The sequence below is a fragment of the Brenneria rubrifaciens genome (genome assembly GCF_005484945.1).
In the GTDB taxonomy this organism is placed as follows: domain Bacteria; phylum Pseudomonadota; class Gammaproteobacteria; order Enterobacterales; family Enterobacteriaceae; genus Brenneria; species Brenneria rubrifaciens.
This window is the reverse complement of record NZ_CP034035.1, coordinates 696,701-723,241: the sequence shown is the minus strand read 5'-3', so window position 1 is coordinate 723,241 and position 26,541 is coordinate 696,701. Positions and strand designations below refer to the sequence as shown.

Genomic DNA, 26,541 nt, shown 5'->3' with positions numbered 1-26,541 from the left:
ATGAGCGCCATTCGGGTAATCGAAGTACCTAAGTGGGGACTGTCGATGGAGGAAGGAACGCTTAATATCTGGCTGATTAACCTAGGGGAAAGTTTTACCGCCGGGCAGGAGGTTTGCGAGATTGAATCCAGCAAGATCACCAACGTGCTGGAAGCGCCCTTTGCGGGCGTGCTGCGACGTATTCTGGTACAGCCGGGCGAAACGGTGCCGGTCGGCGCGCCGTTGGCGCTGGCGGCTGACGCTGAGGTCGGCGATGACGAGCTCGATCGTTTTCTTGCCGACCTGACGGGTGGCGATAGCGCCGTGAGTCCGCCGCCGGCCGCCGCGCCGGTCGAGGTCGCCGCGCCGGTCGAGGTCGTTCCGGTCGCCAGTGTCAAAAAGACAAAGACAGAGACGCCGGTAGAGGCGTCCGCCGCTTATCAGGTGCCGGCGGCGCTGCTTGGCGACGGCGGAGCGGATAGCTTCGCCACGCCGCATGCGCGGCGTCTGGCAACGTCTTTGGGTATCGATCTGAGCAAGGTTGCCGGCAGCGGACGGGACGGGCGCATTTCGATCACCGATATTGATGCGGCCATCGTTCAACATGGCGGTAAAGTTAAAGCGCCTGAGCGTCAGGTACGGGCGACGCGCCAACCCGCTTCACGACAGGATGACAGTCAGGTAGCGGCGACGCCGGTTGCCCGCCGTCTGGCCGCCGGACTGGGGATCAATCTGCACGACTGCCGGGCCACGGGGAGCCGGGGGCGAGTGTGCCAGGCGGATGTCGAACAGGCCGCCGCGCGTTTGACTATCCCGCTGGCGGCGGACAATGCGACGGACGGAAACGTGCCAACGCCGGCCTATGAGGTTAGCGCCATGAGCGGCATGCGCCGGGCGATTGCCTCTCGTTTGCAAGAGTCGAAACGCAATGCGCCGCATTTTCGTCTGCAAATGGATTTGGCGCTGGATCGTCTGCTGGCGTTGCGTAAAGAGATCAACGGGGCGGTACCGTCGGTCAAATTATCGGTCACGGATATGCTGATTAAAGCCTGCGGTCTGGCATTGATTAAAGTGCCGGGCGTTAATGCGCTATTCGATCAGGATCGCCAGGAGATCCAGCATTACCACGACGCGGATATTTCGATTGCGGTGGCCCTGCCCGCGGGTTTGATTACCCCGATTATCCGGGCGGCGAATCGCAAGACGCTGGCTGAAATCGCCGGGGAAATGTTAACGCTGGTGACCAAGGCCAGAGCGGGAACCCTGAAGCCGGAGGAGTTCCAGGGCGGCACGTTCAGTATTTCCAATCTCGGGATGCATGGCGTGCGTCAGTTCGACGCCATTATCAATCCGCCGCAGGTCGCTATTCTGGCGATCGGCGCCGGTGAGCGCCGTGTGGCGGCGGATCAGGATCAGGTACTGGTGCGCACGTTGATGAGCGTCACGCTGTCCTGCGACCATCGGGTGGTTGATGGCGCCAGCGGGGCCGAATTTCTTAACCAACTGAAGCATCTGGTGGAAAATCCCACCGCGCTGCTGGTATAGGAGCGGAAATGAAAGATAACTATGACGTTTTGGTTATTGGCGGCGGACCGGGCGGCTATGTCGCCGCCATCCGCGCGGCGCAACTGGGACTCAGCACTGCGCTGGTGGAGAAGCAACATTTGGGGGGCGTATGCCTCAATTGGGGCTGTATCCCCACCAAGGCGCTGCTGCGCGGCGCAGAACTGGCCCATCAACTGGCGCATATGGATGAGTTCGGATTCAGCGCGGACGCGGTTCGTTTCGATATCGGTAAACTGGTGGCCCGCAGCCGCAGCGTGTCCGCCGGGCTGACCGCCGGCATTGCCTCGCTGCTGAAAAAAAACGGCGTTACCGTCATGACCGGTACGGCGACGCTGACCGGCAAAGGGGAAGTCAGCGTGAGAGCCGGCGGCGATGAACGGGGTTATCGCGCCGATCATATCATTCTGGCTACCGGTTCGCGGCCGCGCGGGTTGCCCGGCATCACGCCGGACGGCAAGCGCATCTGGAACTACATTAACGCCTTGATCCCCGAGGCGGTGCCGCCCTCATTGCTGATTGTCGGCACCGGCGCCATCGGCGTCGAGTTCGCCAGCCTGTATAACGATCTGGGCTGCGCGGTGACGCTGGTGGAGATCGCCGATCGCATTATGCCGCTGGAGGACGCCGAGGTTTCCGCGCTGGTTGCCCGTCAGTTTACCCAACGCGGCATCACCCTCCTGACCAATGCCGGCGTTACCGCGGTGGAAACGGATGCCGAGCGCGCCAGATGCGGTATTCGACTGGCGAACGGCAACCAGCAAACGGTCGATGTCAGCCAGGTGCTGCTGGCCGTCGGCGTGCGGGCCAACTATGAAGATCTTGGATTGGAAGCATTGGGGGTTGAGATCGAGGGCGGCTACATTAAAACCGACCCATGGTGCCGCACCAACGTTTTCGGCCTTTATGCCATCGGCGACGTCGCCGGCGCGCCCTGTCTGGCGCACAAGGCCAGCCATGAGGCGGTGATCTGTGTGGAAAAATTGGCAGGCGTTGCTCATGTCGCTCCGCTGGATAAGCGCGCGATCCCGGCCTGCACCTACTCCCGGCCGCAAGTGGCCAGTTTCGGCCTGAGTGAAGCGGCGGCGCGGGCGGACGGCCGGGCGATTTCAGTCGGCCGTTTCGACTATCGGGCCAACGGTAAAGCACTGGCGATGGGAGAAGCATTGGGCTTTGTGAAAACCATTTTTGATCGGGACAGCGGCGAACTGCTTGGCGCGCATATGGTGGGACCGGAGGTGACCGAACAGATCCAGGGATTCGGCATCGCTCATTATCTTGAAGCCACTGAAGAATCGTTGAGTCAGGTTATTTTCGCCCACCCGACGCTGAGCGAAGCGATGCACGAGGCGGTGCTGGCCGCCGGCGGCAAAGCATTACATCAATAATAAAGAAGGGGTTAAGAAGGGGCCGGCGCGATCTTCCCGTATGGTTGTAGCACAATAGCGCCGAGGTCTGTCGAATGATGCGCGCCAACTTGAATTGCGACGCTGCGCGTAAGCTACTGGCATCCGGCCTTTGCCCTTCCCTACCCCGCGAATCAGAAAAAACCACGTTTGCGACCCGCCGGGATCGAGAAGCATCGCAAGAATTCACGATGTCAGAAGGCGTGCGCTCAAGTAGCTGTCAATACCGATCGAACTGCGACCCACCGGGGGCGAACGAAAACCTGGACTGCTTGAATTCAGCCACCGCAACAATCATCTGCATCGTCATTTTCCAACTTAATAGAAAGCTGAATGATCCCGAGTCCGGCACCACCTTTCCTTTTTTTCGCCGCCTTGTAAATCTCTTTGTTTATGTCATTTAATAAGTTGGCGTAAAAACCTTTCCCGATACGTTTCGATTTATTTCTTCGTATCAGGAAAATGGCGTCAGATTACGGGTCATTCAGTTCATTCATGAGCCTTATATTTCATTCTTAACGGTAATCCCTGTTCGGCACGGATAGAGTTTTCAGATGGCTTTCCCGTTTTCGAATAACGGTAATCCCCAATCCCCACGGCTCTCAATTCTTCTTTCCCTGCACGACTACTCGGATCATAACGGTCTCCTTCCGCTCCGAAAGAACTGCCATTTAGCATATGCCTGGCATGAACCAATTCATGAGCCAAAACGGTGATATTATCATCACTGTCAGTTCCCACACCGGTGGGAGAACCATTCTGATTTAACCGAATACTGGCGTTATCCGGCGACCAGCCAACAATAGCGCTGACACCTGTTCCTTTGAATAACCTGCCTTTTCGCGATAACTCGCCAGCGATATTGGTATTTTCCGTAAAGGAGGAAGGGTCGTACTCCTCAATCTGGCTACGGGTGAGCACGGGGTTAGTATAAGCCTTTGCATTAATCTCAATTTCCCTCAATGTCACCTTTCTGTCATTACTGCTACTAAGTTTGGAAATTTTTGCCAGCAGTTTTCCACCTGAAGGGCCGGAATTAATTCTATCAAGCGCTTCTTCTGCTCGTTCTTTATAAGCACTGGCGCTGCTTGGTTCATCGCTCAGAGTGGAAACATAGATACCGGAATAATGGGTTGAGATTATCATTTGAAAGATCCTTCATAATGTCCACATGACAAATAAGCAATTATGTATCGAAAAACGCAATTCAGTTCCATCTACCCGCCGACACCTGTGCAAATAACCCGCCACTGAACGCTCATCGTCGAATTTAGGGAAGCGAAAATATCGACATTCAACGCGGTCATACCGTTAGGTTGAAAATCCGAAAAATTGGTTGAAATCTGTGAGAAATTTTCCCGATAAAGATGTTTAAAATTTATCCATGCTTTTGTAGCAATGACGCTTGTTCCGTGTATCGAACAGGGGCAGTGAGGAATGGCGGTTGCATAAAACTGATTTATTCAACGAAGCCTCATTTACGGTTTAAATTATAAAAAAACATTCACAGATAGCCAAAAAATATAAACCCAATGATAAAAAAATCATCTGGGATGGAACTAGAAACCTATTCATCTCACAAACACATAATTTTTTAAAACTGACGCAATAAATTAACAGCGTTCACACCCACTATTACGTCTAACCTACAGATCTTAGCCTTTATCAAAATGCCCTAAAGCATATATCGCTACAACGTCAAAGAAAAGAAACTGGCGTTTAGGCCGCTGTCTCTCTAGGGCTGGCGCAAACACGCGAACAGCGAAATAATGCCAAACCACGCTGAGTCAGGGAATTGGCAATCTGAGTTCCAAAAAGCTGACATAGTTCAGATTTTTTCTTTATTTTGAGTATTAGACTGATAATGTGACTATTTATTGCCTCACGTCTTGGTTTATTCACCTAAAAATATCAGTTAGCTCATTATAATATTTCTTAGCCTGGGAACTAATCCTGCCAATTAACCACTATTACTACTAACAACGATTTATGTTGCAAAACGAAGTAAAGCTGCTCGTTACGGTTGTTCCATCAAATCTGACATGTAATTTTTCCGCATACCCAGCGGCTGACGCTTAAAGTCTTTCCCTACTCAAATATGAGGTGTTCAATGCCCAAAATCTCTTCAACTGAGATTGCTCCGGTGCCCGTCCCCCAACATTTGGATTCAAACGAGCCAGCGTCTACGTCTTCGCAATATCCGTCTCCCGCACAATTTTTTTCACCCTCGCCCGCTGGGGCTGGCGCGGACTATGACCGGGGATTGGAATTACGCCCTCTTTCATTTCGCGCCGGGGAAAATGCTCGCACCCGCGGCAGAGGCGCATTGAGCGCAAACGTCCAGGCGATGGAATTACATACCCGCCCATCACGTGACGGAAGGCATATACGTATCCGCAACAATACTGATGCGGCTGCCGCCATCAATGCATGTCTGTCGAGACGTCCGCCGGTTCAGAGCGAATCCAGTCTCGATCATGGGGGTAAACTCGTCCGCTACGCTGCGGTGGCGGCCGAGCCGCATGCACCGCGCAACGAAGCCTTTTTTACCTCTGTACCCGGCATGCTATTGGCGGCATTAACCATCCATCCGGCCGTTGAGCAAGGCGCTGGAACAAACCTGACCGCCGACCATATAGCCGCCCGGCTTGGCGAGCCGCCGATCGGGCTGTTGACCGGCATCTGGCAAGCTTCCGATGGTCAGGCATATCTGGAACGCAGCGGCGTTGTGCATAAGGCGGGTATGGAAAATCAGTGGACGCCGATGGCGTTGCCGAGTGCGGATCCCCATGCGTTCGTGCGCATGATCGGGCGACAGGCCGATGGTGGCGTCTACCTTCATAATGGCGAGCAACTTTGGCGAGCCAACGGCACGAGCGGCGTGCCGTTGGAAACCGGTCCGCTCCCGAAAGGCGCGACACTCCGCGTCGATGCAGACGGTAAGGCGCAGGTACTGCATGATGGAGCAATTATTGCCGACGGCGCCGCACGTCCTGTCGAACTGTGGAGACCGACGGCCAACGGCCAGGGCTTCGAACAAAGTCCTGCCCGGCCTGTTGATCTGCTCCCGCTGCCGCACACCGATGCGGCGCTGATTCTGGACAATAGAGGACGCGTTTATCAAGCCAACCTACGCGGTGACGGACCGGTTGAAGCGCAGCGACTGACGCTGCCCGCCGACCTGGGGCAAAGAGACGGCTGGGCCGTGACCGCGATGGGGCTGGCCGGGGACAACACCGTCCATCTGATGCTGGAGGATCGCGGCGGGCGACGCATGAGCTTACAGCGAGCGGAAGAGACAGGAAGATTCCAGCCCGCGTACCTGCTGGATCGCCCTCTGTTGCTGATTCATACGGAAGGTCTGCATACCCCTTTGGAGATGGCGGTGCAATCGCGCATTCCGCTTGACGGACACGCGCAAGTCGGACACATCAATGGCGTTTTGCATTATCAAGCCGACCCCACTCAGCCCTGGGAACGATTAAAGCTTCCGGGGGGCGAGCCGTTGACCGGCGTTACCGAACTTCATTCCAATCCATCAGGTTTCATCGACCGGCGTCCGGTTTTCGCCTTCCTGGGCGATTCACACCAATTGGTCGAACTGAAACTGGAAGGCCGCACCTCATGGTTGCCAGCGGACGCTGACGCGCCGCGTCACCCGCCGGGGGGACCGCTCGCGATCGTGCCGGATACGGTTGAGGTACGCACCCAGCCGATCGCGCACTTCGATGAGCCTGTCAAGACGCTGGCTGTGCACAGTAATCGCCAAAGCGTCGCATTGACTGAAACGGGACAATTGATTAAGACAGGCGCGAACGGAGAACCGATCAAACTGCCTCAATTGGCGCGTCCGCTGGCGATAGCGATCGGGCTGGATGACCGGCTGCATGTACTGCATCAGCCCAATAACCAACCACCTCAATTAAAGCGCCTGAACAAAGAGGAGACCTGGGAACCGGTGCCCATCGTATTGCCCAGCGGCGCTCAGCCCACGGATTTGCACGCCACCCGAACCGGTCAGATTCAGTTACGGCTGGGAAACGACTGGCATACGTTGCTGCCGTCAATGACCGCATCCGATGGTCACCGTTTACCGGCACGCGTGGCGCCTGAGCCGACGAACGGCGAACCGGCATCGGCAGACTTTCTCTTCGGGACCGATGCTCAAATCAACCGGCAACAGGCCAGTCGTATCAGTACGCCACATCATGACGCCCTGGTGTCCACAACATTGCTGGGTACGACAGCGAATGATCCTTTAACGCCGACCTCAAACATACGGGCCGTCGCCACCACGACGCGTGCTCAGGCAGGCGCGCTGGCACGGGAGATTTTAGGCAAAGTCGCCGTGGAAACCCTATCGACGGTGGCAAGAAAGCTTGGCGTCCCGCTGCCGCCAACAGCGCAGGAAAAGCGTCTTTCCAATTTCCATGATGAGGCCAAGCAGACATACGGCATGGCCAAGGCACTTTTTCAGGCGCTGCCGACGCTGGCCGAAGTCCGTATCGCCTCAACGGTCGGGCCTGGCGATTACGAAAGGTTCGAGTTGTCACGGGAACAAGGAGACCGCTTACTGACGCTGCGTGAGACGAAGTTGGAAGCGATGCTACGCGACCTGCGTAAGATTGGCTTCCATGAAGGCGCAATTATGGGGGATCTGGGGTTTGGCGATAAGCTGGATGAACCCACCTCTACCACCTCTACGCCCACTTTCCATCTGGCTGAGCAGTGGCGACGTCAGCGTTCGAACATGGAAAAAACGCTCACAAACATCGGCCTGTCCAAAACGGAAGACGTACTGCCCGAAATGAGTCGCAGTCTGCAAGCCTTGAGCAGTGCCGCAACCCTCCATCCTGAGCGTCTTGGCGCCCGCGAAGCCGAATTGCTGAGTGTTTTGTCCGAGGTCAGCGAAAAAATGAAGCGTGCGGGCATACGTCTGCCCGCCGATGACGGACATGCCGGCAATGCCAACGCGGGCGCGCCGCATGGCCTGCGGACGGCGGGGTTGGTCGCCGGATTGGTCGAGTACGATGCGTTGTTGCGCACCACGGGCAGCGAGACGTTGGATCAAGTTGATCAGTCCCAGCAAGGATCGAGACTCTCGGCGTTGAGTAAGTTAGGGTTGTCCTCCTGGACCCAATTAAAGGCCTTCGACGATGTCGTGTCGACCTTCCGCGAACAGATAACGTTACCCGGCTCCGCGCGCCGGACACAGTTACTCAAGAACATGGAATTGCCGCAGGACGCGGTGCCAGACCAGATGGCCTCACGCATGTCTGAATTGCTGTTCGACCTCTTCAACCGCAGCACCTTTTTCTCTACGCAGACCCGCGGGCTCGAACTGCGCGGCTCACTCGGTTCATCCGCGTGGACGCACCTCAACGCAATAAGCGTCGGCATTACCGGCGAGGCGCTACACGTGCTCGGCGTGGAACGAATCGGCGACGGCAAGGACGCCGACGCGGGGCTGGTGGCATTTTTTGTCCGCCATGCAAAAGCGAGTTCGACTACATCCACCGGGGTGGGAATCGACTTCAAACCGGGTTCCGGCACCGGCACGCATAGCTACAACGAACGCCCAGGCCGTTCCATGATAGCGAGCTGGGGGGGGTCAGGCAATGCCTCGCTATCTGGCGCCTACCAACACGGCCAGGGCGCGGCGGTGATCATTTCGCCATCCACCATCCCCGATTTCGTGCGCCTGTTATTTGATGTTCACGCCCCAGACACCACTCAGCTTCTTCGTGCCGGCGTGAACGGCGGTTCCATTGGGCTGGATCTGTTCGAAACTAACCTGAACGCGTCGATGGGGTTGAGTGTAAACGTCTCGCCGTTCAACATCGGTCAGCGCTATGGCTCGCAGCAGCCATCGGCCAATTCCGCCAATGCTGAAGCGCCCAGCGCCAGCAATCGGCGCAACAACGCATCGGGTTTAGCAAGCGCGAACGGGACGTTTCAGGCTGGCGCCCACTGGGGGCAAATGGAGTTGCATCTGGATCATGCCTGGCAAGAAGCCATTGGTCTGGAATTCCAGGGGCGCACCGACTTTAACCTCGAGTTTAATTCCGGTCTGAACATAGGGGGCGCCTTGTCTTCGTCGCTCGGCGATAGACCCGCACGGCTGATCAACAGCGCCACCAACAGCGGCAACCTGCAACTGGCTGGCATTCGCGTAGCTTCCAGCGACGTGCAGTTGCCGACCGACGCCGCGGTGGACGACACGCACCGCGGGCCTTTCCTGTCGACAGCCAGCTACAAACGGACCTTCGATACGCTGGCCGCCAAGCCGATCACCACCCAGGAGTGGGATCAGATGCATAAGCAACTGGCCCACGTGTTCCCTCATCATATTGAAGAGTTCGGCGCACTGGATTATCCCTCCACGCCTACCGACCGTATTTCGACGATCACACGGCTGCTCGATCGCATCCAGAGTCCGGTGGCCCGCGCGATAGAAGCCGGCGGCGCCATGGAGGGCTCGACATTAAGGCATCAGCGTTTCCTTGCCGCCAGGGAGATGCGCTCCGCAGGGGCCAGCGTTTGGCAGGCCAGTTCTGAAATCGACCGTTCGTCCTCGGTAGAAATGCTGCATCAGTTGCGTCAGCAGGAACAGAGCGCTGCGCAACATCGCGCCAGAGTCATCCCCGGCGCGCGCGTGGAGTTCAACTTGTTCGGACGTGAATCGCTGGAAACCGTGGTGTTCCATGCGATCGGTCATCTGGGACTTGGCCGCAAACTGAACGACCTCGCCGATCTACGCCGAAAAGTGCCCGGCCTCGATCAAGTGATGCGAAATTTCCAGCACCTTCCCAAAGTCAATCAGGTGCGTTATGTCTTTGAGATGCGGCCACAGGCGAGATTCGCGATCAACGATGCATTGATGGCCAGAGAACATCAGGCCGCGGCTCGCTCGTTTGGATTGCCTGAACCGCAAAACAGTCTGGATTGGCGCACTGTGCTTGATAAAATCCGTACCACGCCTGACCTGTACCGGCTGGCGGCGATTGCGGTTCACAATACCGACGAAAACCCGGTGACCACCCGTTTGGGACTGCCGCTGCTGAATCTTACGTCCACTGGCGCCACCTCTCACCAGATGTTTGAAGCAGAGGTTCAGTTCCGCTACGGGCTGTATGACGACTTACAAGGCGTCGAAGTGCTGGAGGCCGCGAACAGGGCTCTGCAAATGCCGCTACGCACGCTACAGCAGGCCGGCATTCAGGCGCTTGGTCAGCGGACCAGCGCCGGAGAAGTGCCATACGGTCCGCCATCGCCGCGTAAAGAAACGGCGGAGCACGCCGGCATCCAGGCGTTTGGACAGCCGAGCAGCGCCGAAGCAGCGCCATCCACCCGGCCATTGCCGCCTATAGAAACGCTGAAGCAGGCCAGAGAGTTGGAACTCAGCCAGAACCAATCACTCATGTTGAAAGATAAAGTCCAGCGCATGCAATCGCTGCGCGCACATGAGACGAACGCGATGTCTACGTTCCAGAACTCTTATGTACGGGCGTCTGCACAAGCCGATATCGTGATGAGCAAAATCCCGACGGTACCGGAGATCAACTATGTCGACAATGAAGATGCTCCGTGGTCGGTGCAGAGAGCCCTGACGACCTTTAGGGAAATCCGGGGAATGGTGGACAAAGCGGCTGAATCAGTGCGCCAAACCGAAAAGAAATTGCATGAATTATCAAAGCAACAGGGGGGTAACCTGGCACGGGATCACCTCAATTCCCTGGATACGATCGAACAACGCCGACGTTCTCTCGGCCAGGCGATGATGCTACTGGCTAGCAAAGGGGCGGAAGCCTGTGAGGAAACCGAACGCGAGCTGGGCAACATATTTCAACGCGTGGATGAACTGAACACCCGCCGGGACGGGCTGTTGGAAAATATGAAACACAGCGCCGGGCATAGTGATGAAAGTAACCAGCAGCTCCATCACATCGACGCGGTCTTTCAACGTCTGCGCAACGGTTTGATCGGCGAAAAGCAGGCAATGCAAACGCTCGTCGAGGAGTTGAATGAGGCCAGCAAAGCTTCGGTCGTGGGCGATGTATGCTTCAGCGACGCAGTTCATGACGCCACCCAGAATCTGTTCGAAAAACATTAGGAGGCACCTATAATATAGGCATGCCGTCAGGCATCTGCAGTTGACCGACGTAGGCACTGGCGAACTTCGTCAGACTTCGTTGTTGCCGTTCGCTACGTTATAGATGTAGGGAAAGCCAGCTCCCGTACGTTTCCGCTCTGCGCCGTCTCTCTCCTTTCATACTGAAGAGAGGTGGGGTTAGCACCAAGGGAGCCAAAACGGGCCTATAGATTGAGCAGCATGACGATGGGCAATTTTACCTGGACGTTACCATCAAATAACGGTGAATTAACGTAAAGTTTGGAGAATCGAGGCCGATACTGAAACCATAGCGGATAAAAAACCCTTGTCGGTAACATGCAGCTTGATAAATAGAGAAGTTCATCTTTCTATTCAAGATACTAATCCGTTACATCATCCACCGTTGGGAGAGTACAATGGATGTTTCACAGATTGCATCACTCGCCACCAGCCTCAGTGATATGCAAACGCACAATGAGGTCGGCACCCTTGTGCTAAAAAAAACGCTCGACAATCAGGCTGCTGTGGCCACCAGTCTTCTTCAGGCGCTGCCGCCGCTGCCAGCCAACCCCGCTATCGGGCGCAACATCAACACCACCGCATGAAACACCCCGCCCGCGAAGATTTCGGGCGGGATTTCGTTTACATCGATATAAACACGTTTTCCCCGCGTCTCTTGCCCTTATCCAACGCCATGAAACCGCTTCTTCTGCACATTGCCGTCACAACCCAAGCAATTTATCCAGCATGACGTTTAATTGCAGCCAGAACGTATAGCCATTCTCAGACTTGACGCTGGCGTAAGGATACTGCCAGTTGCTGTTATTCCAGGTGCGGGCGCCGGTCATCTGCAAATTGACCTCCGGCGTCAGCATGATGGAGGCGTCGATGCTTAGCTGATACTCGTTGCGCGGCACTTGCCACCCCGTCCCGCCCAGCGAGTCGAACATATCTTGCAGGTAGCGTTGCTCATCGCCGGTCATCTTGCCCCAGCGGAAAGTCAGGCCGTAGCTGTCGTGAGGACGGCTTTGCCACGGACCGGACCAGATCAGCCCGACATCGGCCAGCGTGGAAATGCCGGTGTAGGCATCTGATTGCAGGGTCTGCGTCACGCTGCCGTGCAAACTGATGGCGCTGGGCGCAGGGTTTCGGGGATCGGCGCCGCCGTCGCGTCGCCACAGCGCTTTCTTGGCGGTGAGATAGATGCCGGAAACGCCCTCGTGGGTGCGCACCGCGGCGGCGCTGTCGTACACCTTGGAGGTGCCGTTCACCGTGTAATAGACGTCGTCATATTCCAGGTAGTTATGAAACGCCAGCACCTCCCAATTGAGGGGATAGAGCGCCTGTTGCCAGTTGACGCGCTGTGCGACATTGGCGACCAGCAAGGTGTTGCCGCTCTCAAAGTCATCGTCCCACCGTTCCCAGCCGTTGGTAAACGGAAACGCCTGATAGGTGCGCCAGACGCCAATGTTGGACTCCAGCACCGGCGTGAAACGGTAACCGACGCGTGCGCCCCAACCCGCATAGGGCGCCGGGGCGAACACCGCCGTTTTGTTCAGCACGGTGTTTACGCAGGACGACTGCACATTGCAGTTGGTGAAGCCGAAGAACGCGCCGGGGTTGCTTTTGCCGACCTCGATCGACAGCTTGTCGTCAAACAGCTTCTGCTCGTAGGTGAATCGCAGCAGGTGCGCCGTCTTGGGGATATAGGGCGGCGGGTCGCCGGCCAGCATCCCGCCCGCCTGATTGCCATAATCCAGATTATGGGTGAAGGGCACCCACAGTTGCATGAAGTGGATGCTTGCGCCGGGGATCAACCCCATGCGATCCAGATCGAAATCCGCGCCGGCGAAAAACATCGTCAGCGTTTCATGTTGGTCGGTGTTGGTCCCGGCGCTGGGGTTGCCCAGCCAATGCTGGGTGGCGAACAGGTGCGGGGTGACGCCATGCTCCGCCAGCCATGCCCCTGCCTCGGACAGCGGGCGCCCCGACGCTGGCGCATCGGCCGCCGCCGCGCCGTTCGCCAGCACCATGCCGGACATGACAACGCCCGCGGACAGCATGCTCGCCCACCGATGATGATGTGTAATTTTCATTGTTTTATCCCATCAAAAGCAATGAGACGGTTACCGCTGTCATTGAATGACAAAAAACGACAGAGCGAGCGCTCGCCCTTCAACGGGCGTTGAATAAGGTTTTACTCACACTCTTTTCAGTCATAAATAAACTTTAATGACGGCGCGGCGGTAATTATTCCGCTGGTGGTCAGCTTTATTATTTTTACCGCGTTGTTTCCGCCTCTGGTTTTCATGAATGCGGCACACGCTTCCGATGCCGCAGGGTTTATTATCAACAGCGATTTATTATTTTTTCAGAATATATTGCGCCGCGTGTTCACCGGCGATCCGGCCGGAGTTCAGCGCAAAGCCATTCGCCAATCCCTGATAGGGCGGATAACCCGGTACGCTATAAAAACCGGCCGCATTGTTTCCGACTGCATACAAACCGTCGATGGGTTTAAGATCCGCGTTGGTGACCTGCAAGTCGGCGTTCACCCGCACGCCGCCCAGCGAGCTCAGGCTGACCACGACTGCTTTAAATGCATAGAACGGCCCTTTTTCAACGCCGTATGCCAGATATGCTTTCTTCTTGCCGAAATCCTTATCCTGTTTGGTCTTCACATGGCCGTTATAACGATCAACGGTGGCTTTTAAACGCTCAGGCGCGATCCCCATCTGCGACGCCAGTTCGGCAATGTCCTTGCCTTTGAATAGGGTATCGCTCTTTCCGCCTTTGGTGCCCGCATCCGCCAGCGCGACAAAGTCGCCAGGTTTGGGGGGATTGGCCGGGCCAGCGCCCGACAGCGGGAACGGCATGGCGTTGGCGGTAAACGATTTCAGCGTGGGCGTATCGACGATGATGTAATAATGCCCGCCGACGGAATAGGCGACGTTGGCCCAGAACGCGGTATCGTAGATATGGCCTTCGTCGGCAAAACGCTCGCCGACGACATCCACCCACAGCAGCGGCGATTTCAACAACCAGATTAGCGGGCTGTCGCCTTTCGCCTCATCGCCGCCGCCATGATGCGCCGCCTCCGAAGGCTCGATCCCTACCAGTTGGGCGGCGTGAATCAATGCGGACTGCATATCCCATTTCGCGCCGCCGGCAGCCCAGGCCATTTGTAGCCCTTCACCCATGTTGGGCCATGCCAGCGGGAAAATGTTCGACGTCAGCATCACTTCATCCATCATCTTCTTGTTCGCCCCAAAACCGCCGCTGGCCAGAATGACCGCTTTGGCGTGCACGGTTAATTGACCGCCGTCCTCTTTTTCCGCGATCAGCCCTATCACTTTTCCGTTTTCATCCTGGATCAGCGATTTGCCGACGGTTTTGGTCATCACTTTTCCGCCCAGCTTATCGAATGCCGCATACAGCGTTTTGTAAGCCGCCTCCCCCCCGTTTTTGATACGGTGGTACACATCCGATTTGATCGGATCGTCAAGGTGCGCCTGCTGTACGGAACTTTTCTTGGCGTCACGCGTGGTTTCCATGATTTCCAGCGCCACGCCATGCTTGATCATCCAGTCGACGGTGGATGCCGATTTGTCGACGATCCGTTTCGTCAACGGCCCGTTGGACAGATACTGGTTATATTCCAGCAGCCGTTGCGTCAGCTCGGCGGCGGTATACTTCATGCCTTTCGCTTTCTGCAACGACGACTCCACCGCGGTAAAGCCGCTGGCCATCCGGCCCGCTCCCCCCAGCACAGGCATCTTCTCTATCACCAGCACGCTGGCGCCTTTTTCCGCCGCCGCCAGCGCAGCGGCAGTACCGGAGACGCCGCCGCCCATGACGACGATATCGACGCGGGTTTCTTCATCCTGCCCTTGCCTGACGACCTTGCCCTGATAGCGCGCCAGATCCGCCCCCGCCTGGCTCAGCGCGCTAGCAACGGCTTTTTTTACCGCGTTGCTGGTCATCGTCGCGCCGGTCACGCCGTCCACGCCCAGGCTTTGATGCTCGGCAATCGCCTTGCCCACCGCCGGGCCTGCCTCGCCGCCCAGTTCCGGCGTTTCCTGGCTGGCATCCACCGCGATATCCTTGATGACCCCGCCCGCGTCGACGGTGACCGTCACGCTGACCATCCCCTCGTTGCCTTTTTCCGTCGCGCTGTACTGACCGGCGGTAATCGCGGCCTGAACCGAACCGATCATGCCGCAGGCCAGCAACATCATGGCAAGCCGCCATTTATCGGTGCGCCCTCTCTTTTTCGTTATCATGATTTCACCTTTATAGAGATATTTTCATTATGTTCGCGTCTGTAGGGTGACCTTTTCCCACGCATCCTCCGATACGGCTAAACGCGCTCGACGATCGCCGCCACGCCCTGGCCGCCGCCGACGCAGAGCGTCGCCAGCCCCAGTGTTTTATCCCGCTCGGCCAGCGCATGTAACAGCGTCACCAGAATCCGCGCGCCGGACGCGCCAATCGGATGCCCCAGGGCGATGGCGCCGCCGTTGACGTTGGTTTTATCCCTATCCAGTTTCAGTTCGCGGCTGACGGCGACAAACTGGGCGGCGAAGGCCTCATTAGCTTCAACCAGATCGAGATCCTCCACCGTTAATCCTGCCCGGCTTAATGCCTGCCGGGTCGCCGATACCGGGCCGATGCCCATCACAGCGGGATCGACGCCGGTGGCGGCATAGCCGCGGATGCGCGCCAGCGGTTTAATCCCCTGCCGTTTCGCCCATGCCTCGCGCATCACCACCAGCGCCGCCGCGCCGTCGTTAATGCCTGATGCATTGCCTGCCGTCACCGAGCCTGCGGGATCAAAAGCCGGTGACAGTTTTGCCAGACTCGCCGCCGAGGTATCCGCCCGCAGGTGTTCATCCACGTCAAACACCCTGTCGCCCTGTTTGCTTTTCAGCGTGACCGGAATGATCTCCCGCCGGAATAGGCCGCGCTCAATCGCCGCCGCCGCTCGTTGCTGGGAAAGCAACGCCACTTCATCCTGCTCCCGGCGGCTGATATGCCAGCGCTGCGCGACATTTTCCGCGGTGACGCCCATGTGATAACGGTTGATGGCGCAGAACAGTCCGTCATTGACCATGCTGTCCGTCGCCGTCTGATCCCCCATCCGGTATCCCCAGCGCGCCTGCTTAAGCAGATAGGGCGCCGCCGACATATTTTCCATACCGCCTGCCAGCACCACATCCGCATTACCGGCGATAATGCTTTGCGCCGCGAAAATCACGCTTTGCAGGCCGGAGCCGCAGACCATATTGAGGCTGGTAGCCGGCGTGGCGTCCGGCAGCCCGGCGTGCAGCAGCGCCTGGCGAGCGGGATTCTGCCCCAGCCCGGCCTGAAGCACGTTGCCAAAAATCACCTCGCCGATCATCGAAGGTTCCAGCCCCGCCCGGCGCACCGCCGCCTCCATCACCAGCGCGCCCAGTTGTGGCGCGCTAAAGGTGCTCAGGCTGCCGCCGAATTTGCCAATCGCCGTACGTACCGCACTGGCAATAACAAGTGATGTCATACCTGCCTCTCATCGTTGAAATTAACACCTTGCCTACCCCGGCCCGCCGCCCACCGTCAGGCGTTTTATTTTCGATCGCCGGGAACCATCGCGCCCACGTTGACCGGCGTTACGTCGATCAACCAGATCAGCGCCAGCGCGACCACCCCGACGCCGATCAACAGCAGATAAGCGCCGGTGTAGCCGCCCAGATACGCCAGGCCGAAAGCCAGAATGGAAAAGGAAAAGCAGCGCACCACGGATTGAATCGGATGCACAATGCCGATGGCGCGAACATAGAGACGCCGGGGAAATTTAGAGGCAATCAGCGCGGTGCTTAAATTGGTGGCGCCCGGCAGACTAAAGCCGATCATCAGCAGCGAGATCCACAGCATGGCGCGCTGATGGGCGAACAGATTGATCGCCACGGCCGCCATCCACCAGAGGGTGTAAACCAGCAGCGCCCGCTTGACCCCGATCCGGTGATTGAGCCAGCCCCAGCCATACGCCCCCAGCGTGCCGAACAGCGCCGACAAGGTCATATAGAAGATGGCGGTCTTCAGCTCATAACCCATTTCCATCAACCGGGGAACGATCTGGCTGACCACCCCCACCAGCATGATGTAAATCGCGCCGGTGGCGATCCCCATGAACCAGACATCCCGCATGCGCAGCAATTGCCTGACGTCAAGCGGTCCCGCATCGTCGTCATGCGTCCGCTCGCCCGGTTCAGTGACGGAAAGCCGCGCGTTATCCGGGGCCAGGCCGACATCCTCGGGTTTATTGGCGACAAACAGCCGCACCAGCACGGCCATGATGAACATCATGACCGAAATGCCCCAGAAGCCATGCCGGACCCCCAGCCAGACGAACAACGCCGCCAGCGTGGGGACGAAAAACGCGCTGGAAAACGTCTGTCCCACCGTGCACCACCCCAACGCCAGCCCCGCCTTGCGAACAAACCAACTGGCCATGATGGACGTGCCGCCCACGTAGGCAAAGCCGGTGCCGAAGAAACACACGCCGGCGAACAGCAGGGTAAACCCGAGCAGCGAGCCGCAGTATCCCAGCAGACCGAAACACAATCCGCAGGCCACCAGACAGAATACGATGTTGAATCTGGCGCCTCGCTTCTCGCACAGCCAGGCGCACGCCGGGCCTGCGGGAATAGAAGCCCAGGAAGCCGGCGTCGCCAACGCCAGCAGCGCGCTGTAGTCCAGAGCGTAGGTCTGCGACAGCGCGGGCAACATCACGTTCAGGCCGTGGGTCACCGCGCCGGCGGCGATCCAGAACATCACCGCCTGAAAGACGATGATAGTCCAGCCGCGTACGCCGAAACCGTTGCCGCCGCCGACGGCGAGATCCACCGCCCCCTGGATAGAACGATTTGTGGTCTTATTGAGCGCCATATTATTTTCTTGCCCAGTCATAAGATATTGCTCCCGCGGCGCCGGTACTAGGCCTGCATGGTGACCAACTGTTCGGCGACGATCAGCCGGGGTTCGACCTGTCGTTGAATATCCTCCGGCGTCAACCCGTCCAGTACTTCGACCAGCATCAGCCCGTCGCGCGTCACGTCGATCACACACTGTTCGGTGACGATATGGTCCACACAACCTTTGCCGGTCAGCGGATAACTGCATGCATTGACGATTTTGGGTTTTCCATCCCGGGTACACAGCTCCATGGTGATAATCACTTTCCGGGCGCCGTTAACCAAATCCATCGCGCCGCCCATGCCGAACACACGGCCAGGCTGCGCCCAGTTAGCGAGATCGCCGTTTTCCGCCACCTGCAACGCCCCCAGCACCGACGCGGCCAGTTTGCCGGCGCGCACCAAAGCAAAGGATTCGGCGCTGTCAAACGCGCTGGCGCCGGGCACCGGCGTAAAACGCATGGCGGTGGCGTTGGAAAACCCCTCCACCGCCAACATCCCGGATACCAGCGGTCCCATGCCCACCAGACCGTTTTCGGTATGGAACATCACGCCGGACGGCGCGTAGTCGCTGCACAGACTGGGAATGCCGATCCCCAGGTTGACCACGTCGCCTGCTGAAAAGTATCCCGCGGCGCGGCGGGCGATTCTGTCACGCGCATTCATTGCCGTTCTCCCCGCATCGTCAGGATCTTGTCCACATACACGCCGGGCGTGACGATGCGATCCACGCCAAGCTCATCAATCTCCACCAGCATATCGGCATCCACCAGCGTCAAACGGGATGCTTTAGCCACCAGCGGATTGAAATTGCGCATTGTGCCGCGATAGGTCAGATTCCCCAGCGCATCGGCGGTACGGGCGCGCACCAGACCAATCTCCGCCTGCAACGCCGTTTCCAGAAGATAGCGCTCGCCATCGACCATGACGGACTGCTTGCCCTCTTCCACCACGGTGCCGATGCCGGTTTTGGTCAGCACGCCGCCCAGCCCGGAGCCGCCGCAGCGCATGCGTTCGGCCAGGCTGCCCTGCGGCACCAGTTCCAGTTCAATCTTTCCGGCGGCGACCAGCGCCACCGTTTCGGTATTGCGCCCGATATGCGAGGCGATCAGCTTGTCCACCAGACCGTGATGGATCAGACGGCCGACGGTGAGATCCGCGTCGCCGCTATCGTTGGCGATCAGGGTAAAGTGCCGCGCGCCGCTGTCGATCACGCATTGAATCAGGCGATTAGGTACGCCGTGGTTGGCAAAACCGCCGCACATCAGCGTTTGCCCATCCTGAAACAACCGGATGATTTCATCTGTTGAGGTGAATTTTCCCGACATCATCATTCCCTCGTCAGCAGGACCGCAACCCCCTGACCGCCGCCGACGCAAAAGGTAACGACGGCGTTGTTCAGATGACGGCGTTGCATGTCATAAACCGTTTTAGTGGCCAGAATCGCGCCGCTACCGGCCAGGGGATGTCCCAGCGCGATGGCGCCGCCGTTCGGATTAACGCGATCCGGTTCCATACCGATATCCCGAATACAGGCCAGCGACTGGGCGGCGAAAGCTTCATTCAGCTCCCACAGGTCAATGTCATTCACCGTCAACCCGGTCTGTTGCAGTAATTTGGCCGTGGCGGGCACCGGCCCCAGTCCCATGAAATGGGGGTCCACGCCGACGGCGGCATAACCGCGAAATACCGCCAGCACCGCCAGTCCCTGCGCTTTGGCCAGCGAACGCTCCATGACGACCAACGCGCCCGCGCCGTCGCTCATCGGCGAGCTATTGCCCGCAGTGACGATCCCGTCGTCGCGGAAACAGGGACGCAAAGAGGAAAGCGCCTCCAGCGAGCAGTCGGGACGCACCGACTCATCCTGCCGGACCTCGATCGCCTGTCCCCGGCGATCCGGCAGCGAAACCGGCACCACCTGCTCGTCAAAACGCCCCTCACGCCAGGCCGCGGCCGCCAACCGATGGCTGCGCAGCGAAAATTCATCCAGCGCTCCGCGGCGCAGCCCATAATGCCGGGCAATGTTTTCGGCGGTTATCCCCATGGAAGGGTTGCCCAGTCGATCCGGCGAGGTATGGATATCAACAAAACGCGGCGGCTGTACTGAGTATGCCGTTTCCGTTTTCTCCAGCGACCAGGTGCGCCTGGAATCGCTTTCCACGCCGCCAACCACCACGGTTTCGGCAAACCCCGCCATAATCTGGATCGCGCCATAGGCCAGCGCGTTAAGCGAGGCGGCGCACTGACGATCGAGCGTAATGCCCGGCACCGAGACGGGCAGCCCTGCTTCCAGCGCCACCATCCGCCCCATGTTGTTGATTTCATTGTTCATTAAATTGGCAAAGATAACGTCATCGATGCTTTCAGGGGCGATCCCGGCCCGGCGCACCGCTTCTTTCACCGACAGCGCGCCCAGCACATGCGCCGGCACCGGCGCCAGCGTACCGCGACACTTGCCGATCGGCGTGCGAGCCGCCGACACAATGACTGCTTCTTTCATAATCGTTTCCCGATGTGACCGCTTAGAGAGGGGACAATTACAGCGGACGGAGTCCCAGTATTTTCCTGGCGCCGGCAGGGGTGGCCACCTGTTTACCCGCCAGCCGGACGGCCTGCGCCGCGCGTTGCACCAGTTGCGGATTGGTGGCTTTCACGCCTTTGCTGAAATAGACATTGTCTTCCAGGCCCACCCGCACGTGTCCGCCCAGCGCCAGGGCAGCGAACAGTATCGGCAGATGATGCTTGCCGACGCCAAAGGCCGACCAGGTGGCGTCGGCAGGAAGATGCGAAACCAGATAGTTCAGATTCTCCACCGTGGCGGACATTCCCCCCGGCACGCCGAGACAGAATTGATAATGCAATGGGGACGGCAGTTTGCCCTGCTCGACAAAATAGCCGGCAACGCCCAGCATGCCGCTATCGAAGATCTCCACTTCCGGCTTAATCGCCCGCTCAGTGAGGATCTCACCCAATTTGCCGAGAAACTGCGGGGAATTGACGAACACGCCGCCGGGCATCCAGTTAAACGAGCCGGCATCCCAGGAGGCCATTTCAATCCCTTCCAGCCGGGAAACAGGTTCCATGCGTTGCGCGTCGCTGGCCCGGTGATCGCCGGACGTCGTACAGTTGATAATCACATCGCAGTCGCGGTAGTCGCGCAGCAGGCGGATGGTTTGGGCAAACTTGTCGCAGTCCATCGTGCCCATACCCCGATCGTCGCGCATGTGGAGATGCACGATGGCCGCGCCCTGTTGCCAGCAGCGATAAGCGTCCGCGGCAATTTCCTCGGGCGTCAGCGGAATATTTTCATTGATCTCTTTCGGTGTAACCGCACCGGTCAGGGCGGCGGAAATAATGACGTCGTTGCCTGTGCTCATGGACTTACCCCACTCACAGTTTATTTTTTTGATTTTTATTTGAATCAATGTATTACCCGATATCACTCACCATGCCGAGCAGCGCGCGGCCGCTGGCGATGAACCGTTTTATCATCAGGTTCGGTGACCGTTCGAACCGTCACCGCTAACCAAAACCGCTTACACTGAATCAGTTGAGATCGGCAGGCCGGTTACTTTATTTCGTCCTCTTCCTGGCCGCCGCCGATCCGCGGGCGTATCACTTTGCCTTTTTTCTCCGCCGCCTTGACCAGCTCAGCCTCTTCACATGCCCGGTTCCAGTAGTTGGCCTCGTGGGGAGAGTGCTCGGTGGCGGTCACGAACATTTCGGCGGCGAAGGCGTTGCGGAGTTCGTTGGCGATATCTTCCTTCCAGGCTTTGCGCAGTTGCTGAGTGGTGATGCGGCGGGTGACGCGCGTGCCGGTGCGCATGATAAGTTCGGCGATCTCCCACGCCCGGTCGTAACAGGATTCCGTATCGGGGCAAATTTCGTTGACCATGCCGAGGGCAAGCGCCTTACGGGCGGTGATGATCTCACCAGTCAATTCCGCGTAGGCGTAGCGCTTGCGGCCCATCAGTTCCCGCCACGCGATCTGGATACCATCACCGGGAACCATATTGACCCGGAAATGCATCTCCGTTGTCCACGCATCTTCGGTACACAGGGTGATATCGCTGAACAGGACGAGGTCGGTGTGAAAAGCGGCGCCGTTCCATACGCCGATGGTCGGCACCTCAATATCGAAGACCTGGCCCTCTATATCGTTCGTGCCGTCGTAATACTGATATTCATACATTTTCCATGCTTGTTCCGGCGCAGACGTAAACTCGGCGGCAGGCTGCCAATCGCCCTTATCATCAAGCCGGCCAATCCCCCGCATGAAATCCTTGCCCGTACCGCCCAGAATAATAATTTCATTGTCCGGGTCCCTGCCGGCCCAGTCGAAGAAGTAGTGAAGCGCCTGATGCGCCGGCGCGCCCCATTGCAGACTCTCGCCGTTGGTATGAAGCCGGGCTTCGAGAATGCCGTTCTTCCGCTTCATGGTGAAACAGTGTTTGAGCTTTTCTGAATATTCTTCAAACGGCATAGGGGGGATGGTTCCCAATTCCTTATGCGGCACTTCTTTACGCTTATCGTGATCGGACTCATAATTGGCTTTAATCACCATGAGTGACTCCTTTATTTCTTTTCTGTAATTTATGGAAAAAGATATTTTCTTAAATAGGATTCGCATTTCTTCTTTTTTTCCGACAAAAGAAACCTATCACCCCGGCAAAACCGGGAGAAATTCTTTTTATTTTTTCTATTATGCATTTTCAACATAACCCTGCTGAAACAGCGTTTATGGGTTATAAATCAATAATAACTGTGTTCGACAGTCTGGCAGATAAAATAATGACGAGTTAGTTCAGGGGGGTACTCTTTAAAAACACTTTAAAGGCATTCAGAAATAAGGTAATACAGGGATTGGTATTTTTATTATCCCACACCAGTTCCAGATTAAACCAGTAATCATCTTCAATCACTTCCAGTAATACACTGTTGTTACCCAGTAAATATTCCCGATGCTTCGGCATAAGTAATGCTACCCGGTCCCTGAACTCAAGATTAAAACAGCAGGTCTTAAGATTGGGGTACTCCTTGACCAGGGTAAACGGAATGTTGTAACAATCGAAGAATCGGGTACTGTATTCTTCGGATAATAAAAATTCACGGGGATCGACGCGGATAATCGGCCACTCGCTGACTTCCTTTAGCGACACGCGGCCTCGTCCGGCCAATGGGTGATGCTTGTTCACCGCGACGCACAGCGGATCGGTTTGAAACGGCAGGGAACAAAATTGTTTATTCTCCAGAAAATTAGGGCGAATCAAAAAACCCAAATCGCATTGGTGCTCTTCCAGAAAAAGCAGTGCTTCACCCAGTTCACTGTCACGGCATTCCACAATGATATCGGTATTATCCTGCCGAAATTGGGTTAAAAACTTAATCAGGACATGCTGAATAGCCTCGCCCAGAAAAGTAATGGCCAACCGGCGCCGGCTTTTGCCGGTAAAAGCGTTAACCACGGATAAGGAACTTTCATACTGATAGATTATTTTACGCGCTTCTACAGAGAGCAATTTTCCGGTAGACGTCAGTTCCACGCTGTGCGTATCACGTCTGAACAATTCCACGCCGAACAGTTCTTCAAGATATTTCATATGGCGGCTTAACACAGGCTGAGTGATATTCATTTTCTGTGCCGCCCTGCTGAAATTAAGCAATTCCGATAACAGAATAAATTCGTATAGAAGCCGTATTTTCATCATCATGCTCATTATGCTTATAAAGAATCTTATGTCTTTCCCACACTATAGCGGCATTGCGCCACATGAAATGTGAAAGCTATCAAATAGCGTTTATATTCATGGGGGGTTAAAAGGCTGCAAAGCGTTAGCCGTCCGGCTTATGCGTGGATGTCAAAAACAGACGACCAGCCGCTGTCTCGTTTGCAAAGAAAGGGAGTAAAGCGTCATATAAAGTATCGCGTTACTCCACTCAAGCGCTAAAGCTTGCAGGCTATAAAAGGAAGGCGTTCCCACAAACCGCCATCGCTTTTACGGGTGAACAAGAAAGAGAAACCGGCAAAATAGCGTCCATAGTCAAAAATTGAAGATAGCGTTAATAAACAATGCATTAGAATTATATTTACTTCCTGTGACAACAAGAGACCGCTTGTTTAGAGGGTCTTCGCCACATTTTCCCTGATGATGGCGATATTCACTTATTTTTGAGTTCCACATTGTGGAATGTATATAAAAACCTTTTTCTAATCATAACACAATATTTTTCTGTAAAAAAAGGTAAATTTACCTCTTGCCTGAGGGGAAAGTTTATATTCAAAAATGAATATTTGCATTAAAGAGATATTAACAAGCTAATAATAAGTAAGATATCATTAAATAAGCCTAAATATTGCCACGTAATCTAATCAGAGCACTTAAATTGATATCTTTTCCGAAAAATTGCCGACAGACACCACATATTAAAAAGAGACGCTAAAATATGGCTGGCACGAATGAACCACACTTTTTTTGTTAACCATCAAGGAGGAGGAATGCCATCATCAAGAAACGCGGCTAATTATATCCGTAGCCTGATCACTATGATGGAATACTTAAATGAACCATGGGGCATTAAAGATTTAGCGTCACGACATATTTATATGAACAAAACGGCGTACCTTTATACCAACACGCCCGCGCGATTCGATATTGAAGGTCGGTTTGATGCTGAGTTTCCAGCCAGTTGGAACGAGCTTTCCGACGATCTGAAAGAGCATGACAGACTGACGGAAAACAGCGAAAAACGCGTTATTGTCATTGAAACGCATTACTGGTATGGCAAGAAAACGCTGACGCCCTTTGTCAGCGAAAAGACGCCGATCTTTGACGAAAACAAAACCTGTATCGGGACGATGTGGAATGCCAGACTGCTGGATACCCTTTCCCCACTGTTGTATATCGATCAAAAAAAGCCAACTGTATTACAGACGCAAATAACCACGGATATTTTCACTCAGTCGGAACTCGATATTGTCTTTCTCATATTACAGCGTTTTTCTAATAAAGAGATCGCAAGAAAAATGAACTTATCACCTAAAACAATTGAGAACAGAGTTTACAACATGTTTCAAAAAGCCGAAGTCCATTCCCTGTCTCAGTTTGAAGAATTCTGTCGGCAGCGGGAAATAGACGGTTATATCCCCGAATCGCTTATCGGAAAAGGCATCCAGTTTATATAGGAGATGATCTCAATGGAAAGAGTAGAGGACTATCCGGTGAACCGCGTTCCTATGAATATGCGCCAGCCCTTTTTCAATGTGGCGTTAGTCCAAATCGGCATGCTGACCGCGCTGGATCAATTCATGCTGGGCGCCGTTCTGGGCAACGCGATGACATTAACCGATGCGTTTTTATCCATATTCATCGGCAGCGCGATGTTTGGCGTGGTGACATTGGGTCTGGGATATGCTGGGATGAAAGAGGGACTGTCGGGTAGCCTGCTGGCAAGGTGGTGCGGATTTGGACGCTTAGGCTCGGTGTTGCTCGGTGTTGTGATCGCCGTCAGTCTGCTAGGCTGGTTCGGGGTACAAAACGCGGTTTTCGCCAAAGCGCTTAACTTCGCACTGGGCGAAAAGCTGGGTTTTGGCTGGTCAGCCGCCCTCTCAGGCACCGTGCTGACAATCCTTGTCGCCTTCGGCTTCAACGCCCTGAAATTTACCGCAAAAATAGCGGTGCCAATGTTTATCCTGATCGTCGGCTTTCTCTCGTTCATGACCCTGACCGGGCATAATATCGCCGAACTCCTCCGTTCATCGCCGACAGAAAAAGCACTCTCAATCAGCGCCGGGGTCACCATGGTCGTGGGCGGTTGCATTGTGGCAAGCCTGATCACGCCAGATATGACCCGCTACTCCAGAAAAGGCCATCATGTTTTCTGGATTATCATCATGTCGATCCTCGCCGGTGAGTTTATCGTAAACGTTCTGGCCATATTGATTGCGCGGGCGCTGAATACGGCTGACGTGGTGACCATCATGTCTCAGATGTCAGGCGGTATCGGCCTCATCGCGGTGATTTTCTCCACATTGAGGATCAATGACATCAACCTATACTCTTCGTCGCTGGGTATCGCCAACGCCATCGAAGGGGTGTCCGGCAGAAAGCTCCGTTATCGGTCAATCACGCTGGTGAATGGCTTTATTGGCACCTTTCTTTCCGTGATTGGCATTCTGGACAGATTTATCGATTTTCTGACCCTGCTTGGCGTGCTGTTTCCCCCCATCATCGGCATTATGTTGGTCGATTACTATATTTTGCGCACCCACAGAAAACTGCTCGATGATAGCCGACGCGAAGGTAAGCTGCCGGAAGTGGAAGATACGCCATTTATCGGCTGGGCCGCGATAACAGTAAGCATTGCCGGCGCTCTCGTCGGTTTTACGATCGACTGGGGCGTACCGTCCATCAATTCGTTGCTCGCTGCCAGCCTGATCTATTGGCTGGTTAACGTCGTCTATAAACCTGTACGCCAGTTCGCCTGAATTTGGTTGTTTTTGCAGGGTATTTTTATATAAACCACAATT

General features: G+C 56.0%; 18 protein-coding genes. 7 read left to right on the top strand and 11 right to left on the bottom strand.

Features of this window, described 5'->3' with window-relative positions:
• The 3 genes from EH207_RS03375 to EH207_RS03365 all read left to right on the top strand — a co-directional run bounded on the left by EH207_RS03375 (position 1) and on the right by EH207_RS03365 (position 3,352).
• On the top strand, positions 1-1,524 hold the full coding sequence (locus EH207_RS03375) for a 2-oxo acid dehydrogenase subunit E2 (RefSeq protein WP_137712736.1): 1,524 nt from the start codon (positions 1-3) through the stop codon (positions 1,522-1,524).
• 8 nt (positions 1,525-1,532) lie between these two features.
• Entirely contained in the window at positions 1,533-2,930 is a 1,398-nt protein-coding gene (gene lpdA, locus EH207_RS03370) for a dihydrolipoyl dehydrogenase (protein ID WP_137712735.1), read from the top strand.
• Positions 2,931-3,004: 74 nt separating this feature from the next.
• A complete protein-coding gene (locus EH207_RS03365; RefSeq protein ID WP_137712734.1) occupies positions 3,005-3,352 on the top strand; it encodes a hypothetical protein in 348 nt (115 codons plus the stop codon).
• A gap of 85 nt (positions 3,353-3,437) precedes the next feature.
• Here the strand turns inward: EH207_RS03365 and xopG are convergent, their stop codons facing one another.
• Positions 3,438-4,094: a XopG/HopH/AvrPtoH family type III secretion system effector gene (gene xopG, locus EH207_RS03360; RefSeq protein ID WP_137712733.1), complete on the bottom strand. Its 657-nt coding sequence runs from the start codon at positions 4,092-4,094 to the stop codon at positions 3,438-3,440.
• 1,180 nt (positions 4,095-5,274) lie between these two features.
• Between xopG and EH207_RS03355 the strand changes: the two genes are divergently transcribed.
• Positions 5,275-11,061 carry a PspA/IM30 family protein gene (locus EH207_RS03355; RefSeq protein ID WP_217496118.1) on the top strand — a complete coding sequence of 1,929 codons (5,787 nt, stop codon included), beginning with the start codon at positions 5,275-5,277 and terminating at the stop codon, positions 11,059-11,061.
• Between the two features lie 416 nt (positions 11,062-11,477).
• Positions 11,478-11,666 carry a YjfB family protein gene (locus EH207_RS03350; RefSeq protein WP_137712731.1) on the top strand — a complete coding sequence of 63 codons (189 nt, stop codon included), beginning with the start codon at positions 11,478-11,480 and terminating at the stop codon, positions 11,664-11,666.
• Positions 11,667-11,783: 117 nt separating this feature from the next.
• On the opposite strand, the gene EH207_RS03345 is transcribed toward EH207_RS03350, so the two are convergent.
• From EH207_RS03345 to EH207_RS03300, 10 genes are all read right to left on the bottom strand, one after another.
• Positions 11,784-13,157: a carbohydrate porin gene (locus tag EH207_RS03345; RefSeq protein ID WP_246048933.1), complete on the bottom strand. Its 1,374-nt coding sequence runs from the start codon at positions 13,155-13,157 to the stop codon at positions 11,784-11,786.
• Between the two features lie 267 nt (positions 13,158-13,424).
• Positions 13,425-15,344: an FAD-dependent oxidoreductase gene (locus tag EH207_RS03340; protein ID WP_137712730.1), complete on the bottom strand. Its 1,920-nt coding sequence runs from the start codon at positions 15,342-15,344 to the stop codon at positions 13,425-13,427.
• 77 nt (positions 15,345-15,421) lie between these two features.
• Complete coding sequence (locus EH207_RS03335; RefSeq protein WP_137712729.1) at positions 15,422-16,600, bottom strand: acetyl-CoA C-acetyltransferase; 1,179 nt, start codon at positions 16,598-16,600, stop codon at positions 15,422-15,424.
• Between the two features lie 65 nt (positions 16,601-16,665).
• Entirely contained in the window at positions 16,666-18,009 is a 1,344-nt protein-coding gene (locus tag EH207_RS03330; protein ID WP_137712728.1) for an MFS transporter, read from the bottom strand.
• A 26-nt stretch (positions 18,010-18,035) separates the two neighbouring features.
• A complete protein-coding gene (locus EH207_RS03325; protein ID WP_137712727.1) occupies positions 18,036-18,680 on the bottom strand; it encodes a 3-oxoacid CoA-transferase subunit B in 645 nt (214 codons plus the stop codon).
• On the bottom strand, positions 18,677-19,342 hold the full coding sequence (locus tag EH207_RS03320) for a CoA transferase subunit A (protein WP_175413630.1): 666 nt from the start codon (positions 19,340-19,342) through the stop codon (positions 18,677-18,679). Before EH207_RS03320 ends, EH207_RS03325 begins: the two co-directional genes overlap by 4 nt.
• Positions 19,343-19,344: 2 nt before the next feature.
• Positions 19,345-20,514 carry a thiolase family protein gene (locus EH207_RS03315; protein WP_137712725.1) on the bottom strand — a complete coding sequence of 390 codons (1,170 nt, stop codon included), beginning with the start codon at positions 20,512-20,514 and terminating at the stop codon, positions 19,345-19,347.
• A gap of 37 nt (positions 20,515-20,551) precedes the next feature.
• Positions 20,552-21,391: a beta-keto acid cleavage family enzyme gene (locus EH207_RS03310; RefSeq protein WP_137712724.1), complete on the bottom strand. Its 840-nt coding sequence runs from the start codon at positions 21,389-21,391 to the stop codon at positions 20,552-20,554.
• Between the two features lie 191 nt (positions 21,392-21,582).
• Positions 21,583-22,578, bottom strand: coding sequence for an enoyl-CoA hydratase/isomerase family protein (locus EH207_RS03305; RefSeq protein WP_137712723.1), 996 nt, complete (start codon positions 22,576-22,578; stop codon positions 21,583-21,585).
• Positions 22,579-22,813: 235 nt separating this feature from the next.
• Positions 22,814-23,719 carry a LysR family transcriptional regulator gene (locus EH207_RS03300; RefSeq protein ID WP_137712722.1) on the bottom strand — a complete coding sequence of 302 codons (906 nt, stop codon included), beginning with the start codon at positions 23,717-23,719 and terminating at the stop codon, positions 22,814-22,816.
• Between the two features lie 791 nt (positions 23,720-24,510).
• On the opposite strand from EH207_RS03300, the gene EH207_RS03295 reads away from it, so the two are divergent.
• Together EH207_RS03295 and EH207_RS03290 are read left to right on the top strand one after the other, a co-directional pair.
• Entirely contained in the window at positions 24,511-25,197 is a 687-nt protein-coding gene (locus EH207_RS03295) for a helix-turn-helix transcriptional regulator (protein ID WP_137715249.1), read from the top strand.
• A 12-nt stretch (positions 25,198-25,209) separates the two neighbouring features.
• Positions 25,210-26,499, top strand: a complete 1,290-nt coding sequence (locus tag EH207_RS03290) for a cytosine permease (RefSeq protein WP_137712721.1) — start codon at positions 25,210-25,212, stop codon at positions 26,497-26,499.
• Positions 26,500-26,541: the final 42 nt, after the last annotated feature.

Excerpts from the sequence above, each read along its gene's own strand:
- EH207_RS03300 (WP_137712722.1), bottom strand. The coding sequence starts at position 23,719 with ATGAAAATACGGCTTCTATACGAATTTATTCTGTTATCGGAATTGCTT.
- EH207_RS03310 (WP_137712724.1), bottom strand. The coding sequence starts at position 21,391 with ATGAGCACAGGCAACGACGTCATTATTTCCGCCGCCCTGACCGGTGCG.
- EH207_RS03320 (WP_175413630.1), bottom strand. The coding sequence starts at position 19,342 with ATGTCGGGAAAATTCACCTCAACAGATGAAATCATCCGGTTGTTTCAG.
- EH207_RS03290 (WP_137712721.1), top strand. The coding sequence starts at position 25,210 with ATGGAAAGAGTAGAGGACTATCCGGTGAACCGCGTTCCTATGAATATG.
- EH207_RS03365 (WP_137712734.1), top strand. The coding sequence starts at position 3,005 with ATGATGCGCGCCAACTTGAATTGCGACGCTGCGCGTAAGCTACTGGCA.
- EH207_RS03340 (WP_137712730.1), bottom strand. The coding sequence starts at position 15,344 with ATGATAACGAAAAAGAGAGGGCGCACCGATAAATGGCGGCTTGCCATG.
- EH207_RS03305 (WP_137712723.1), bottom strand. The coding sequence starts at position 22,578 with ATGGTGATTAAAGCCAATTATGAGTCCGATCACGATAAGCGTAAAGAA.
- EH207_RS03330 (WP_137712728.1), bottom strand. The coding sequence starts at position 18,009 with ATGACTGGGCAAGAAAATAATATGGCGCTCAATAAGACCACAAATCGT.
- EH207_RS03295 (WP_137715249.1), top strand. The coding sequence starts at position 24,511 with ATGCCATCATCAAGAAACGCGGCTAATTATATCCGTAGCCTGATCACT.
- lpdA (WP_137712735.1), top strand. The coding sequence starts at position 1,533 with ATGAAAGATAACTATGACGTTTTGGTTATTGGCGGCGGACCGGGCGGC.
- EH207_RS03315 (WP_137712725.1), bottom strand. The coding sequence starts at position 20,514 with ATGAAAGAAGCAGTCATTGTGTCGGCGGCTCGCACGCCGATCGGCAAG.
- EH207_RS03335 (WP_137712729.1), bottom strand. The coding sequence starts at position 16,600 with ATGACATCACTTGTTATTGCCAGTGCGGTACGTACGGCGATTGGCAAA.
- EH207_RS03350 (WP_137712731.1), top strand. The coding sequence starts at position 11,478 with ATGGATGTTTCACAGATTGCATCACTCGCCACCAGCCTCAGTGATATG.
- xopG (WP_137712733.1), bottom strand. The coding sequence starts at position 4,094 with ATGATAATCTCAACCCATTATTCCGGTATCTATGTTTCCACTCTGAGC.
- EH207_RS03345 (WP_246048933.1), bottom strand. The coding sequence starts at position 13,157 with ATGAAAATTACACATCATCATCGGTGGGCGAGCATGCTGTCCGCGGGC.
- EH207_RS03375 (WP_137712736.1), top strand. The coding sequence starts at position 1 with ATGAGCGCCATTCGGGTAATCGAAGTACCTAAGTGGGGACTGTCGATG.
- EH207_RS03325 (WP_137712727.1), bottom strand. The coding sequence starts at position 18,680 with ATGAATGCGCGTGACAGAATCGCCCGCCGCGCCGCGGGATACTTTTCA.